Raw genomic sequence first — 16,503 nt, 5'->3', positions numbered from 1 at the left:
GTGGGCCTGTCATTCCCTCACGAGGCAGGTGTGTCATGGCCCTTTCCCACGCACGGTTCGAGCGTGTAGCTCGCGAGCTCCAGGTCTCCGGGGCAGGTCGCTCCGGCCCGAGTGGCCGCCGACGCAGCAGGACCCTACGACGACCAGCCCGTATGACGGTTATCGGGTCCGTCGGTGCCGTCGTCGCCGCACTGCTGCTCCAGCCGTCGATGGCAGCCAGTGCCGCCGTCGCGCCGGTCGGAGCAGGTTTCACCATCACCACGGGTGACCTCTCGTTCATCCTGAAGCAGATCAACATCGCCGAGCGCCACGCCGCGACGGCGACCCCTGCCGAGCCCTGCAAGGGGCTGCTCAACCAGGTCGGCGACGGCATCCCGGACACCGAGCAGGTGCCGGACGTGCTCACGTCCTACGGCCTGCGCACCGTGGGCGGCGAGTGCAACAACCTGGTTCCCGGCCGCGAGAAGTTCGCCGCCGCCGACGTGCCGTTCGAGCGCATGGCCACCGCGGACTTCAAGAACGCGGAGAACGTGCCGGCGCCCTTCCCCGGAGCCGGGTCCCCCACGACCTACCAGTCCAAGACCCTCGGCAACATGGTCTTCGACAGCCAGCCGCGGACGATCAGCAACCTCATCGTCGACCAGACGGCGAAGAACCCGGCCGCCGTGGCGGCCGCCGGCAACCCGGTGCGAAGCCAGGGAAACAAGGGCGTGGTGCCCTGCGGACCGGGGGGAGACCCCAGCGCAACGGACCCGAACGGCAACCCCGACGGGTGCACGCCGTCCGGCGAGACCCTGTCCATCCCGAACATCACGACCGACGTAGGGCTGTCCCCGCCCTCCAACGGCCTCTTCACCATCTTCGGCCAGTTCTTCGACCACGGCGTCGACCAGACCGTCAAGGGCGGTGGCACCGTCTTCGTGCCGCTGCACGACGACGACCCGCTCGTCCTGGGCAAGGACGGCGTTCTCGGCACCTCCGACGACCTCGACCCGAATCTTCGGTTCATGGTCCTCACCCGCGGTCAGAACCAGGTAGGCGACGACGGGGTCCTCGGCACCGCCGACGACGTGCAGGATGCGGACAACACCGACACCCCGCTCGTGGACCAGAGCCAGACATACACCTCGCACGGCTCCCATCAGGCGTTCCTGCGCGAGTACGAGCTCGACGCCGCCAACCACCCGAAGGACACAGGTCGCCTGCTCGGCGGTCCCAGCATCGCCAACGGGCTGGCCACCGACGATCTGCGCAAGGGCGGCATGTCCACCTGGGCGACCACCAAGGACCAAGCGGCTCGTGTTCTGGGCCTGCGGCTCCGCGACACTGATGTCGCGGACATCCCGATGATTGCGACGGACCCCTACGGAAACTTCAAGCCCGGTCCGGACCGAGGCCTCCCGATGTGGGTCACCGCGACAGGAACCGTCGAAGGTGACCTGGCTGCTCCCGTCGCCCCCCCGGCCAACGTGCTGCACTTCCACACGCCGTTCCTCACCGACATCGCCCACGACGCCGATCCGGGTTCGGTCGGCCCTTGCGACGTCCCCGGGACCAACAGCCCGGCGGGCTGCAAGGACCCCGACAGCGACGCCACGGCAGGGACCCAGCTCGACGGGCAGGCCCCCAACACCTACGACGACGAGCTGCTCGACTCCCACTTCACCGCGGGAGACGGGCGAGTCAACGAGAACATCGCGCTGTCGGCCGTGCACCAGATCTTCCACTCCGAGCACGACCGGCTCGTGGGGGACATCAACACCACCCTGACCACGAAGGTGCCGCAGTCCGTCCTCGACCAGTGGCGGCGCACGAGCGGCCCGGCCGGGTGGAACTACGGGCAGCGCCTCTTCCAGGCGGCACGCTTCGTCACCGAGATGGAGTACCAGCACCTGGTGTTCGAGGAGTTCGCCCGCAAGGTGCAGCCGGCGATCGACCCGTTCCACGTCTACCACAGCGACGTGAACCCGACGATCCCCGCTGAGTTCGCCCACGCTGTCTACCGCTTCGGCCACTCCATGCTGGCCGAGACCATAGACCGCACCGCGCCGGTCCCCGCCGGCTCGACCTCGCCACCGCAGCACTACGACATCAAGCTGCTCGACGGGTTCCTCAACCCCCCGGAGTTCAACCGGGACCAGAACCACAACACCATCAGCTCTGAGGCGGCCGCTGGCGGCATCATGATGGGCATGTCCGACCAGGTCGGGCAGGAGATCGACGAGTTCGTCACGGAGACCCTGCGCAACAACCTGCTGGGGTTGCCGCTCGACCTCCCGACCCTGAACATGACCCGGGCCCGTTCCGAGGGCATTCCATCCCTCAACGACCTGCGTCGCAAGATCAACGCGGTGACCAACGACGGACAGCTCGCGCCCTACACGAGCTGGGCCGACTTCGGCAACAACCTGAAGCACCCGGAGTCCCTCGTGAACTTCGTGGCCGCCTATGGGACGTACCCGACGATCGTCAATGCCACGACCTACGTCGACAAGCGCGCAGCCGCCCAGAAGATCATCGACCCGGGCCTGGGCATCAGCCCGACCCAGGACGAGATGGACTTCATCAACGGCAGCGGCGACTGGGCCAACCAGGAGACCGGGCTGAACAAGGTCGACCTCTGGGTGGGTGGCCTCGCCGAGGCCACCGACATCAACGGAGGCCTTCTCGGCAAGACGTTCAACTACGTGTTCGAGACGTCGCTGACCAACCTGCAGAACGGGGACCGGTTCTACTACCTGGCCCGGACCCCCGGCATGAACCTGCGCACCCAGTTGGAGAGCAACAGCTTCGCTGAGATGGTCATGCGCAACACCGACAACACGCACACGCTCAAGCAGGACGCGTTCGCCACGGCGGACTGCAAGTTCCAGATGGGCAACCTCGCCAACACCGCAGCCGGGTTCACGCAGTTCGGCGCCACCGTCGCCGACGACCCGACCACGGACTGTGACGAGACCGCACTGCTCACCCGATCGGCCAACGGCCAGATCACCTACAAGCTCGTCAACTCGATCGACCCGGCCGGCATCAACGGGCAGTCCGTCTACAACGGCGACACCACGTCCAACCGGGTCAAGGGTGGCATCGACAACGACACCATCCTGGGCAACGACGGTGACGACTGGCTGGACGGCAACTCCGGTGACGACGTCACCATCGGCGGCGACGGATCCGACCGCATCACCGACACCGGTGGGGCGGACGTCCTCAAGGGCGGTCCCGGCAACGACGCCATGGACGCCGGCAACGGCATCGACATCATGATGGGCGGAGACGGCAAGGACTTCCTCAACGGCGGTGCCAACGACAACGAGGAGTTCGCCGGGCCGGATGACGACTTCGTCATCGCGGGCGCGGGCACCGACACGGCCTTCGGCGACGGTGGCGACGACTGGCTCCAGGGCGGCGCGGGCCAGGACCTGCTCATCGGCGACCACGCCGCTCCGTTCTTCGACGACCCTGCCGAGACCAGTCCCGGTCACGACGTCTTCGTCGGCCAGGTCGGTGAGAACGACTACGACGCCGAGGGCGGCGACGACATCATGAGCCAGAACTCGTTCGTCGACCGCAACGCCGGAGCCGCTGGCTTCGACTGGGCGATCCACCAGTACAACACCGTCGCCGCGGACGACGACATGGCGATCAACAACAACCTCGGGCCGCTGCCGATCCAGGTGGTCGTCAACCGCGACCGCTGGCAGGAGGTCGAGGCCGACTCGGGCTCGAGCCGGGACGACGTCATCCGTGGCACCGACGACGTGCCGGCAGTCCTCGGTGGTGCCGGGTTCGCCGGCTGCAACGTCCTAGATCAGGCGGGCGTCAACCGCATCAGTGGGCTCGCAGCCATCGTGCCGCAACCGCTCACCGGCGACCTCGCACCGGTCGTCGCGGCGTCGGCCGCGGGCACCTGCCCGCTCTCCGGACCCATCTGGGGCGACGGCAACATCCTGCTCGGCGGTGGCGGGAGCGACACGATCACGGGACGTGGCGCCAACGACATCATCGACGGTGACCGCTCCCTCCAGGTGCGGATCAGCGTCCGCACCAACCCGGACGGGACCGGCGCCGAGATCGGCTCCGCCACCCTGATGGAGGGCACCTACCAGGCGGGCAACCCCAAGACGCTGCAGCAGGCGATCTTCGACGGGACGCTCGACCCGGGCCAGCTGGTGGCGGTGCGCGAGATCGTGGGTGCACCCGCGGGTGATACCGGTGTCGACACGGCGGTGTTCTTGGCCCCGCGTTCCTCCTTCACAATCGTCCGCAACGCCAACGGCAGCTTCACGGTCACCCAGACCGGGGCCGTCAACCGGGCAACGCAGAAGGTCTCCGACGGTGTCGACACCCTCCGGGGCATCGAGCGGGTGCAGTTCACCGACCAGGTGCTGCTGCTCACCCCGCCGCCGGCGCCGACCAACGTCGCCGCCACGACGACGCCCAGCGCCAGCATCACGGGTTCGGCGACCGTGACCTGGACCGCTCCGGTCCTGCCGGCCGGGACCTCGCCGATCACGAGCTACGACATCGTCGTCAGCTCTGGCGGAGCCATCACCCAGACCGTCACCGGGATTGCTCGTACGGCCACCAGCCGCACGGTCACCGGACTCGTCACGGGACGCAGCTACACCTTCCAGGTGCGTGCCAACAACCTCTTCGGGTCAGGTCCGCTCTCGGCCGCGTCCAACGCGGTCACCCCCGTGGGCATCCCGAGCGCACCGACGGGCGTGGTCGCAGTCAGGGGCAACACCACGGCCAGCGTGAGCTGGACGCCTGGCAGCGATGGCGGCTCACCCGTCACAGGCTGGATCGTCACCGTCCGGACCGGGACCACGGTGGTCAGGACGGAACCGATCAGTGGCAGCACGCCCTCCACGGTCATCACCGGACTCACCAACGGCACGGCGTACAACTTCCGAGTCCAGGCGGTGAACGCCAACGGCACGAGTGCGCTGTCCACGGCCTCCAACACGGTGACCCCGGCCACCGTGCCCGGCGCTCCGACCATCGGCACCGCCCTCTCGGGTGCCACCGGCGGCGCGATCAACGCCCAAGCCGTCTGGACGGCTCCGGCCAGCAACGGTGGTTCGATCATCACGAACTACCGGGTCCTGGCCTACCGAGTCGCGGCCGATGGCAGCACGTCGTTCTTCAGCCAGACGACCTTCAACGGCACGGTGACGCCGCGCACCATCGCCCTGACGGCGGGCAACTACCAGTTCGAGGTGGTCGCCATCAACGCCCTGGGTGACAGCCCCGCCTCGGCCAAGTCCAACACGGTGGTGGCTCGATGAGCTGACGGCCGTCGGTCCGGGGGACGAGGGATCCCCCGGTACCGGCACCGTCCGGCACCGTCCGGAGCACGACCCCCACGACCGCGGGCCCCGGACCACCCCCTCACACAGTCCGGGGCACCGCCCCACCCGCAGCTGCCCGGCACCTTGGACGAGGTGCCGGGCAGCTGCACGTGCGCGCTGCACCAGCCTGTGGGATGGCCGAGGTGTGCCGCGCCGCCGACGCGCCGCGGCCGCACCGGCCACGCTCGACGTCGCGACTGGTGATCAGTTCGGTATGCCGCGTGGCCCAACGGCACCGTCCCCTACCGACCGGTGTGGTCAGCGACCGGTGGGCGTGACGGGCCCGACCGACGTGCCTGCCGGGGCGGACGACCCGGGCGCCCCCTCGGGCGCCTGGCGGCCGGGCACCACGGAGACCAGTGCCGCGGTGAGGCCGAGGATCACCGCGGCCAGCGCGACCTCTCCCACCAGCCCGGTGCGAAAGCGTGAGAAGCCACGATCATGAGTCGTGCCAACGGGTTCCACCTCATCACCGGTCGCGTTTCGCGCTACCCACCGGCGGGCGAGGTCCGCCACGCCCAGCAGCACCACCACGGCTGCCGTCTTGGCCAGCAGGACCCGTCCGAAGGTCGTGCCGCCGAGCGCGCCCACGGTGCCGACCTCGCGCCAGGCAAGCACCACACCCGACGCCACGAGGACGGTGACGCTCCCGAGCGCCACCAGGGAGAACCGGCGCAGCCCATCGGCGACCACCACGTCCCGGTCGACGGCCACACCGACGAGGACCACGGCCAGGCCACCGAGCCAGAGCACCATGGCCGCGAGGTGGACCAGGTTGACGACGACCGCCACCTGAGCCCCCGGCGGCACGGCCGAGTGCCCGACGAGGGGCCACGTCGCCAGCAGCGCCAGTGCGGCCACCGCTGCCACGACCACCCACGCCCGCCGCCACCGGTCGCGCGCCTCGGCGGGAAGCCCGAGCAGGGCGACCACCCCGACCGTGGCTGCGACGAGCAGGTAGCTCCGGACGGCATACACCCGGTCGAACCGCTCCGAGTGGCTGTCGAGGGTCTCGGGCGCCCGCCAGAGGGACGCCAGGGGCTGCCCGCTGGCGTAGACGCCCTGCAGCAACATCCCTCCCGCCGTGCTCACGACGAGCAGCGCGAGCCCTGCGCCGACCACCCTGCGCAGCGGTCGGGTGCCGAGTCCGGCCGGCCACACCAGCAGGGCGGCCACGACGGCGCCGGGCCCCAGGGCGGCACCGACGAAGCCGACCCACCGCAGCACCCCGAGGAACGTACCCACGGCTTCGTTGCGCCCTGTCTCAGGCAACGTTCCGACGACCCGGCTGGTGCTGCCGACGGAGAACTGGAAGGACCCAGCAACCGGATGGGTGTCGCGGGAGCTGACCCGCCAGGCCACGGTGTAGGTGCCGGTCGCCAGCCCCCGCGGCAAGGCCACGACGATGGTCAGGGGATCACTCGGTGCTGCGGCCGCCGGCCCCACGTCGAGCTCGGCGAACCGGTCGTCGTAGACCCGCACCCCGGCATCGGCAGCCAGGACCTGTTCCCCGAACGTCAGCGTCACCGCTTCGGGGGCGCGGGGGACCACAGCCCCTGCCGCGGGCGAGCTGCGGACCAGGCTGGCGTGCGCCTGCGCAGCCGTGGCGGTGAACCAGGTCAGGGCGCAGCAGCACAGCGCGACCGCAAGGGCGGTTGCGCCACGACCACGGAGCCCGCGGCGGAAGGGCACGCTCGGAGCCTAACGGCGCGCTCCCGACGAACAACTCCGTCGGGAGGACGAGCCCAAAGATTTGCCCAAGGTCGCAGCGCGACCATCGATCCATGTCCCGTGTGACTTCGTCAGGGTTGTGGCGGGTGGCCGTGGTGGCGCTGCTCGTCCTGTCGACGACCGCCATCGGCGTCCGCCACGCCGCAGCCGTGCTCTGGGGTACCGATGACGCGATGACGTTGAAGGTCAACGGGATCCAGTACCGCGTCCTGCACGCCGAGCAGGTGAGCGGACTCAGTGACGCCGACCTGGGCGGGATGTCGCACGGCGTGAACAGCCTCGTCACCACCGACCAGGCCCTCGTCCGGGTCACCCTCGACGTGGGCGCCGACAAGGACTCCCGCTTCGACACCTCGGTCCTGCGCGCCCTTGCGGGCACCGTGCCCATCGATCCGGTCCCCGGGTCGATGGAGCGGGGCACGTTGCGTCGTGGTGGACACCTGGAGGGCGCGCTCTCGTACGTCGTGCCGCGCAACGGCGCCCAGCTGCGCCTCACCGCTCCCGGCCAGGACCCCGTGCCGCTGCTGCGGGTGGACGTCGCCGGCACCGCGGCGGAGCACGGCCACGGAACATCGGGTCCACCCTCCACCACCGCCATACCGCTCCCCAGCACCACAGTCACGAGGCAGGTCACGCCATGACTCACCCCGCCACCCGAGCACAGCTCGACGGGCAGACCCGCGCACGGACCCGCTCAGGGACCCAGACCGGACGTCGAGCCCCAGACCTGGTGCCGCGTGTCGTCAGGGATGTCCTGGTCGCCTGCTCCTTCGCCGTGGTCGGAGCGCTGTGGCTGGGGTGGCTCGAGCAGGTAGAGGGGCCGGGTGTGCCAGCAGGTCGGCCCCACCTGGATGTTCTCCTCGACGGCCTCCCTGTGACCGGTTTCCTCCTTCCCCTGCTCCTTCTGGCCGTCCCGACCGTGCTCGCCCGCAACCGCCGCGGCGCCCAGTCCGGGGAGGCGGCCGTGGTGGCCACCCTCCAGGTCGCGATGACCGCAGCCCCAGCCGGAGCTGCCGGCCACGGCATCCGCTCCACGTTCTTCGACACCGGCAGCGAGGCCCTGCCGGTGATCGCCCTGCTTGCAGACACGGCGTCCCTGCTCGTCGTCTACCTGCCGCTGGCGATCCTCGTGGTGGCCGGTCCACTCATCCCGCGCATCGCGATCGTGCTGCTGCGCAAGGGAGCTGGCAGCCGCCGCGTGATCGCCGGGCTGTCGGTCATCGCCGTGGCGGCGGCCACAGCTGCAGCCAGTTCTGTCCCCGCGGTGGCGTCGCCGTCTCCCGGATCGGCGAGCTGCTTCGCCGGCGGCCCGGCCGACAAGGTCTTCGACATCACGGCGATGGACGTCGACACGCCCCTCAACCGGTTCGGTGACCACGACCCCAAGGGCAAGATCTACGCGCTCACCAGCCAGGTCGCGGCCGTCCGGGCCCAGGCGCTCTCGCAGAAGGTGTCGGTCGGTCTCCACGGCGACGCCATCCAGCCACTCGTGATCCGTGCCAACGAAGGTGACTGCGTCCAGGTCCGCTACACCAACCAGTCCGCGACCGGCGCGTACGGCTTCCACATCGACGGGCTCGAGTTCACGCTGGCCTCGTCCGGGAACACCCTCGGGAGGAACCCGACGGCCACGGTGCCGGTGGGTGCGACCCGCACCTATCGCTTCGCCGTCCCGGACGACGCTCGCGCAGAGGGAGGACACTACGTCCACCCCGGGCCGGGATTCCGGGCCGCCGTCAACCACGGCCTGTTCGGCGCGCTCGTCGTCGAGCCGAAGGGCTCCACGTACTGGGACCCGACCACGCCGGGCAAGCCGCTCCTTTCGGGGTGGGAGGCCATCATCAAGCCGGGCGGGACCGACGTCGCATGCGATCGCTACTCGACGATGCCGACCTGCGGGTTCCGTGAGGCAGCGCTGCTGCACCATGAGATCGGCAACGACAACGAGCTGCTGAAGGACAGGACCGGCACCGACATCCCCCTCGTCGACGACACCACTGGTTCCTACCGTCCCGGTGCCTTCGCGCTCAACTACCGCTCCGAGCCGTTCCGCAACCGCCTGCTGGCCTTCCCCAAGGAGAAGTCGCACGCCTACAGCTCCTACACCTTCGGGGAGCCGGCGACGCCGATCATGCGCGGCTACCTCGCCGACCCCACCAAGATCCGCCTCATGCACGTCGGTGCCGAGAAGTTCCACGTGTTCCACCTTCACGGTGGCGGCGACCGGTGGCGGGCCAATCCCGTGGCCGACGACGCCACGAGCTACGCCGAGACCGGTCTGCAGAAGGACCCCGCCACCGGGTCGCAGTCGCAACGCCTGGACTCCCAGTCGGTCGGGCCGGGCGAGTCCTACAACCTCGAGATCGAGGGTGGCGCCGGCGGCGTCCAGCAGAGTGCCGGCGACTTCCTCTTCCACTGCCACATCGCCAAGCACTACACCTCGGGAATGTGGGGCCTGTGGCGGGTCTTCGACACCCTCCAGCCTGATCTCGTGCCGATCGGAGACCGTCCTTCGCCGCCCGTCGCTGTCGACTCGACCGGTCTGCTGGACCGGACCTACAACGGAACGACCCTGACGAAGGACAACCTCGACGACTGGGTGCGTCCGCAGCTGCCGCCGTCCGGCATACCGAAGGGCGGACAGGACCCGACCGTGTGGGACTGGAAGATCGCCGGGACGATCGACTCCCCGCTGTACCTGGGTGCACCCGCCGATCCGACGGTGTTCCCGGACTCTGTCCAGGTCGTCCCCGGACAGCCGAACCTCCTCGCGGTCGACGTCGGACGCGTCGTGGGGAGCCGCCCCGCGATCTTGTTCAACCCTGTGAACGGCAGACCGGCCTACCCGTTGTTGCGCACCAACATCGGGAAGCGACCACCGTTCACGGGGAACGGACACTCCGGCACCCCGTGGTTGGGCGCGAACGCGAACCAGGCCTCCGGTTCCTCGGCCGACCCATGGGCCGGACGGGACGACGGGCTGTGTCCCCAGAACCGGGAGCGACGCAACTACAACGTCGTGGCCATCGGCAAGAGCATTCCCCGCACCCCGACGGTGAACGACCCTGACGGCAAGCTCTTCGTCCTGGCCAAGGACAAGGCAGCCACGTTGGCCGATCCGGCACGCTCCGACCCGCTCGCGATCCGCGCCAATGCAGGCGACTGCGTGGCCATCACCCTGACCAACGAGATCCCCGACGCCTCGGCGTTCGACAAGTTCTCCAAGACGTCCATGCACATCCACCACGTGCAGTTCGACATCCAGGGCTCGGACGGCGTCTCCGCCGGCTTCGCCTACGAGCACAGCGTGCGCCCCTACTCCGTCACCGACACCCGGCTCGTCGCCACCGCCCGAGCGGGCGACAACGTGCTGAGCCTGTCGTCGGTGGCCAAGTTGGCCGGAACCGACGCCAACGGCCAACCGACGCGCCCCTGGCTGGCCGTCGGCGAAGGGCTCGACTCGATCGAGGTGCACCAGGTGGCATCCGTCAACGTTGCAGCAGGTACCGTGACCCTGGCCACAGCCCTACGCGCCGACCACGAGGCGGCGGAGTTTGCTGGTACCGAGTTCATCCAGTACCGCTGGTACCCGGACGTGGATCTCGACAACGTCTTCTGGCACGACCACGTCGACGGCATCCACGGCTGGGGACACGGCCTGGTGGGTCAGCTCGTCGTCGAGCCCCGCGGCTCCACCTACCACGACCCGGTGACGGGCGATGAGGTCGATTCCGGCACCATCGTCGACATCCACACCTCGGACCCCCTGGTCCCGGGAGTCATCGACGGCAGCTTCCGCGAGCTGGTGCTGTGGACGCTCAACGACAACGATGCCGCCGGTTGGTCCACCCTCAACCTCAAGGCCAATCCGTTGTCCTCCCGACTCGACAAGGCCAACCAGTTCAGCTCGTGGAAGTATGGCGACCCCGTGACGCCCATGCCACGGTTGTATCCCGGCGACCCCCTCGTCGTCCGCTCCATCAGCGTCTCCCCCACTGCCGACTCGCTGCACTTCGTCGGCGCCCGCACGACCCAGGAGCTGCGCGAGACCAAGGCGACGATCCTCGACGCGGTGCACGCCGGCATCAGCGAGCGCGACAGCCTGATCATCGGCGGCAAGGACCCCGACCTGGCGCTGAGACCGGGTGACTACCTCTATGCCAACGGCACCGAGCTGCGCACCCAGCAGGGCGCCTGGGGCCTGGTACGGGTCCTGCCCGGCAGGATCGGCTCGCTGCGCCCGCTGCCGGGCAACACCCCGGACACGGACTACGTCCAGCCCACCCCGACAGGGGCGGCTCCCCCGCCGACGACCGGCCCGGGCAACCCGTGCCCGGCCGGCGCCCCCACCCGACAGTTCAACCTGAGTGCGATGGATCGCTCGGGCAACGTCTCCGGGGGCCGTACTGCCTACGTTCCCAATGAGGACGTCGCCTCGATCAAGGCGCGCCTCAAGGTTCCCGTCCCCCTCGTGATGCACGTGGTCGCAGGCGAGTGCGTCACCGTGCGGCTCACCAACCTGCTGACGACACCCGTCGGTTTCAGCGTCGGCAAGCTGGACCGCGAGGCCGGCTCGGGCGGAGTCAACATCGGGTTCTCCACGGACCAGAACACCGCCCCCAACGCCACCAGGTCCTATGTCTACTTCGTCCCGGAGCACCGGGTGGGATCGGCGGTGGTGAGCGACCTCGCCTCCAACGGACGACTCAAGAACGGCCTGTACGGGTTGGTCGTGGTCGCCCCCGCCTCCAAGGTGCCCGGCCTGAGCACGGAGTTCAGCGACCCCGTGACCGGTGCGGCCGCGGACCTCGGCGCCCAGGTGCTCGTCCACGTCCCCGGAGGCTCGCCTCAGGACTACCGCGACTTCACGGTGACCATGGCCGACGACGACACGCAGATCGGTCAGGACTTCATGCCCTACCCGACCAACGCGAACATCGGACGCTCCACCATCAACTACCTCGCAGCACCTGCCGGCGACGGACCGACCAGCTTCAAGAACCCCGGCAAGGTGCCCTACCTCACCGCCTTCGCCGGCGATCCCGAGGTGGTCCACGTCCTGATGGCGCCCGGGAGCGAGAACAACCACGTGTTCAGCCTGGGCGGCCTGCGCTGGGACCAGGACCCGCTCGTGGGACGCTCGCCGTGGATGACAGCCCAGGGCATGGCTCCGTGGGAGACCTTCGACCTCGAGGTGGTCGGGGGCGCCGGCGGGACGGCCGAGGTGCCGGGCGACTACTTCTACGGCGACCTGCGCAGACCCTTCACCGCGGTGGGGATCTGGGGCCTGCAACGGGTGCTCCCGCCGTCGACGGGCTCGTGTCCCATCCTGCTCGTCGACGGAAGCACCTGCTGAGGCGGTCATGCCACCGTCCCATCCCTTGGATGCAGTCACTGGGGCCACATCGGTCCATCACGTCACACCCCTCACATCCGCGCCCAGATCCGTCGGGGTCCAGACTCCCCAGGGCGAACGCGGCGGCTTACGATCGGCATCACCGGGGATCACGAAGTCGTGGTGCAAGGTGTTCTACGGCCAAGCCAGTGGGGAGGACTGATGGCCGAGCCAGACGCTCAGGGTGCGGCCCGCGTGGTTCGCATCCCCGTTGCGCGCCCGCTCGTGACGGCTGCAGCAGTGGTGGCGTTCGGGGCTGCCCTCCTGGTCGGCGGGGGCACGCAGCACCCTTCCGCCGTAGCGGGTCGTCCCACCGTCCCACCGGTCGCGGCCGGTGACCCGAAGGGCTCGATGGCCGACGCCGAGACCAGGGTCCTGCCACCGGACTGGGACGTGACGCCGCGCGACCTGGTGGTGGGCGACCGCAGTGCACAGGTCGTCACGGTGGACCAGGCCGTGGCCGGCCCCGCCCGACTGGCGACCCTGGCCGCGGCCCTCCAGCCCGTGTTCGCCGAGCAACAGGTCGCTCGTGCAGCCGGAGGCACCAGCGTCCCGCAGGTGCTGTGGAGCGCCTACCGGGCAGCCGTCTCATCGGCCCCGAGATCGTGCCGCCTCCCCGTCCAGCTGCTCGCGGCAATCGGCCAGGTCGAGTCCGGTTCGCTCGCCGGTCGCGGCCTGGACAGCCGCCACCGGGTGGTGCCGCCCGTCCTCGGCCCGGTGCTCGACGGCCGGGGCTTCGCTGCGATCCCCGACACCGACGGCGGACGCCTCGACGGGGACGCCACGTGGGACCGGGCCGTCGGGCCGATGCAGTTCATCCCGTCGACCTGGGAGCGCTGGGGCCGCGACGGCAACGCAGACGGGACCCGCGACCCGCAGAACGTCGAGGACGCGGCGTTCTCGGCAGCCGCCTACCTGTGCGCCGGTGGCCGGGACCTGTCGACCCCGGCCGGGCTGCGGTCGGCGATCCTGTCCTACAACCACTCCGAGGTCTACCTGGACGACGTGCTGGGGCTCATGAGCACCGTGTCCCCCGGCGGGACCATCCCGCGGTCGGTCGTCACCCTCCCCGCTCCGCCGCGACCCGTGGTGGGTCCGCCATCGCGTCCACCGGTGCGGGCCATCGCGAAGCCGGCCGAGCCGTCGAGCTCGCCCGAGCCCACGCGAACGACCAGCAGCCCGACGTCATCGAGTCCCGCACCGACGACGATGACCAGCACCGCGACCACCACCACGTCCTCGAGCACGACGTCGGGCACCACCTCCCCCACGTCCCCGAGTGGAACGACGACCTCGGGACCAGCCCCGACGACGACGACGACCTCGAGCCCGGTCACCACGACGGGCCCCACCACCACGACCACCACCACGACCCGCCCGTCCCCGACGTCCACCACGGGCGCGACGACGTCGACCACGAGCACGCCGTCCGCGACGTCGACGAGCACCGCGTGCCCGACCACGTCGGCCACGACCACCAGCTCGACGAGTGCCACGCCAACGTCCGCGACCACCACCGCAGCGACGGCCGGAGCGACGGCCCAGACGACCTCGCCGGCCACGCCGTCGACGACCACCTCAGCCACCACCTCACCCACGACGACGACCGGCCCCACGACCGCCACTGCGACGGGCACCAGCAGCACGACGTCCGCCGTGCCCACGCCCGACCCGTGCGGGCCGCCCCCGGGTGCCTCGGCAGACTCCGGCGGCGACAGCAGCGTGGCTGCGTGGTTCGGGCCGACCAGCTGGCCGGGTCAGTCGACGATCTCGAACCTCACGGTGCTCGTGCTGATGCTCGCCTCGGTGAGCTTCACCTTCACCCGTGTGCCGAGGTCGTGGTCGCCCGTGGCGTTCGCGAGGACCGCGGGTTCGTCGAGCTGAACCACGGCACGCCCCTTCTCCCGCTGGTCCACGACCATCGCGTCGAACACCTCACCGACCCGGTCCTCGAGGGCTGCCGCCTCGACGGCGTCGGCGCACCCCCGCTCGACCGCGCTGGCGACCTTGTCCGAGGCAGCCATCACCTCGGGCAGCGAAGGCAACGCCTCGCGCGCCCACTGCGGCACCTCGGTGCCGGCGCTGATCGCCTCGCAGATGGCCAGGCCGAACCGGTCGACCAGACGGCGCAGCGGCGCGGTGACGTGGGCGTAGCTCGCGGCCACCGCGGCGTGCTGCGGGTCGTCCGGGACCGTGCCGTCGAACGGCGTGTAGCCGGCTCCGCGGAACAACGAGGTCGCCTCGTGGATCAGGGCGAGGTGCTTGGGGTCGGTGCGGTCGAGGGTCCGCAGGAACTCGCCGTACGGCACGTCCTTGCGCCACTCCACCCCGAGCGCGCGCGACGCGCGTCGGAAACGGCTGACCGCGTCGGCGTCCGGGGCCGGCATGGTGCGCAGGATCCCGACCTTCGCGCCGAGCATCAGGTCGGCGGCCGCCATACCGGTCATGAGCGAGATCTGCGCGTTCCAGTCCTCGGCAGCCACAGGGGGACGGAAGTGCAGGCGGTAGTGACCGTTCTCGTCCTCGGTCACCTCCTGCTCGGGCATGGGCAGGCTCGCTCCCCCGCGCCGGCGCTCGAGCTCGATGCGTCGCGTGCCGACCTCCTCGAGCAGCTCGAGCCGCTCGTCGGCACCGCCGGCATCGACCGCATTCTGCACCTGGTCGTAGTCGAAGCGGTCGGTGCTGCGGACCATGGCCCGGTACAGCTCCGTCGACGTGGTGGAGCCGTCCGAAGCGAGTCGCAGGTCCCAGACGAACGCGGGGCGCACCTGGTCAGGAAGCAGGCTCGCCGCACCCTCGCTGACCACCGGCGGGTGCAGCGGCGTGCGGTGGTCGGGGGCGTAGATGGTCTGGCCCCGACGACGGGTCTCGGCGTCGATGGCACCTCCTGCACGGACGAAGGCTGGGACGTCCGCGATCGCGTACCGCACGCGGTACCCCTGGCCGTCGCGCTCGATGTGCAGCGCCTGGTCGAGGTCCATGGAGCCGGGCGGGTCGATGGTGAGGAAGGCGATCGCGGTCTCGTCACGCGAGGGGAGGTCCGGGGACTGCGCCACCTGCTCCGCCTCTGCCTCGACCTCAGGGGGAAAGGCGGTCGGCACGCCGTTCTCGGCGCGCACCGCGTCGAACCTCGCCTGCAGCTCGGCGGACTGGGCGACGGCCTCTTCGGCCACCGGCTTCTCGACCTGGATTCGTCGCATCGGCATGGTGCCCAACCTAGCCAGCACACCGGCGCGGCACCTGTTGGAGCACGGACCTAGGCTTGCCCCGTGCTGATCCTGCTTCCCCCGTCGGAGTCGAAGACGGGCCGGTCCCGTGGCCGTGCGGTCGCCCTCGAGACCCTGAGCTTCCCCGAGCTGACCGAGACCCGGCGCGCGGTGATCGATGCCGTGGCCAAGGTCAGTGCCCATCCGGAGGCCGCGGACGTGCTCGGCGTGAGCCCCAACCTCACCGCCGAGATCGCCCGCAACACCGTGCTGGACTCGGCGCCGTCCCTCCCCGCCTCCCGCGTCTACTCGGGGGTCCTCTACGACGCGTTCGACCACGCCTCCCTGGACACGCCGGCTCGGCGCCGCGCCAACCGCTGGGTCGTGGTCGTCTCCGCCCTCTACGGCGCGGTACGACCCACCGACGCCATCGCGCCATACCGGCTCTCCATGGCCGTGAACCTGCCCGGGGTGGGTCCGCTCGCCAGTGCGTGGAAGCCCGAGCTCAGCCAGGTGCTCCCCCACGCCGCCGGACGCGGGCTCGTGGTCGACTGCCGCTCGAGCACGTATGCCGCCGCGTGGACGCCGCAGGGCGAGCTCGCCGACCGCTGGGTGCAGGTCCGCGTCCCGGGCGCGACCCACATGGCCAAGCACACCCGCGGTCTGGTGACCCGCCACCTGTGCGAGGTCGGCCGCGACGTGCGCAAGGTGCCCCAGCTGCTCGACGTCCTCGGTGACGCGTTCGAGGTCGCCCTGACGCCACCGGCCAAGCCGGGACGCCCGTGGGTGCTCGACGCGACGGCCCGCTGATGTC

6 protein-coding genes and 1 pseudogene are annotated in these 16,503 nt (G+C 70.3%); 5 read left to right on the top strand and 2 right to left on the bottom strand.

The window, feature by feature from the left end:
- Nucleotides 1-152: 152 nt before the first annotated feature.
- Nucleotides 153-5,294, top strand: coding sequence for a peroxidase family protein (locus tag ABD286_RS16355; protein WP_344195378.1), 5,142 nt, complete (start codon nt 153-155; stop codon nt 5,292-5,294).
- 321 nt (nt 5,295-5,615) lie between these two features.
- Here ABD286_RS16355 and ABD286_RS16350 read toward each other — a convergent pair whose 3' ends face one another.
- On the bottom strand, nt 5,616-7,049 hold the full coding sequence (locus ABD286_RS16350; RefSeq protein ID WP_344195376.1) for a copper resistance CopC/CopD family protein: 1,434 nt from the start codon (nt 7,047-7,049) through the stop codon (nt 5,616-5,618).
- Nucleotides 7,050-7,141: 92 nt separating this feature from the next.
- Here ABD286_RS16350 and ABD286_RS16345 point away from each other — a divergent pair, with 92 nt between their 5' ends.
- The 3 genes and pseudogenes from ABD286_RS16345 to ABD286_RS16335 form a co-directional block, all read left to right on the top strand.
- A complete protein-coding gene (locus ABD286_RS16345; RefSeq protein ID WP_344195374.1) occupies nt 7,142-7,729 on the top strand; it encodes a hypothetical protein in 588 nt (195 codons plus the stop codon).
- 233 nt (nt 7,730-7,962) lie between these two features.
- Nucleotides 7,963-12,444, top strand: coding sequence for a multicopper oxidase domain-containing protein (locus ABD286_RS16340; RefSeq protein ID WP_344195372.1), 4,482 nt, complete (start codon nt 7,963-7,965; stop codon nt 12,442-12,444).
- Nucleotides 12,445-12,645: 201 nt separating this feature from the next.
- A pseudogene (locus tag ABD286_RS16335) lies at nt 12,646-13,401 on the top strand (lytic murein transglycosylase); the annotation flags it as partial.
- An 839-nt stretch (nt 13,402-14,240) separates the two neighbouring features.
- Here the strand turns inward: ABD286_RS16335 and ABD286_RS16330 are convergent.
- Nucleotides 14,241-15,689: an RNB domain-containing ribonuclease gene (locus tag ABD286_RS16330; protein ID WP_425565408.1), complete on the bottom strand. Its 1,449-nt coding sequence runs from the start codon at nt 15,687-15,689 to the stop codon at nt 14,241-14,243.
- 63 nt (nt 15,690-15,752) lie between these two features.
- Here ABD286_RS16330 and ABD286_RS16325 point away from each other — a divergent pair, with 63 nt between their 5' ends.
- Complete coding sequence (locus ABD286_RS16325; RefSeq protein WP_344195370.1) at nt 15,753-16,499, top strand: YaaA family protein; 747 nt, start codon at nt 15,753-15,755, stop codon at nt 16,497-16,499.
- Nucleotides 16,500-16,503 lie beyond the last annotated feature (4 nt).

Origin of the sequence: Pedococcus aerophilus, from assembly GCF_039532215.1 — a bacterium.
Lineage (GTDB): Bacteria > Actinomycetota > Actinomycetes > Actinomycetales > Dermatophilaceae > Pedococcus > Pedococcus aerophilus.
This window is presented reverse-complemented; position numbering and strand designations above follow the sequence as displayed.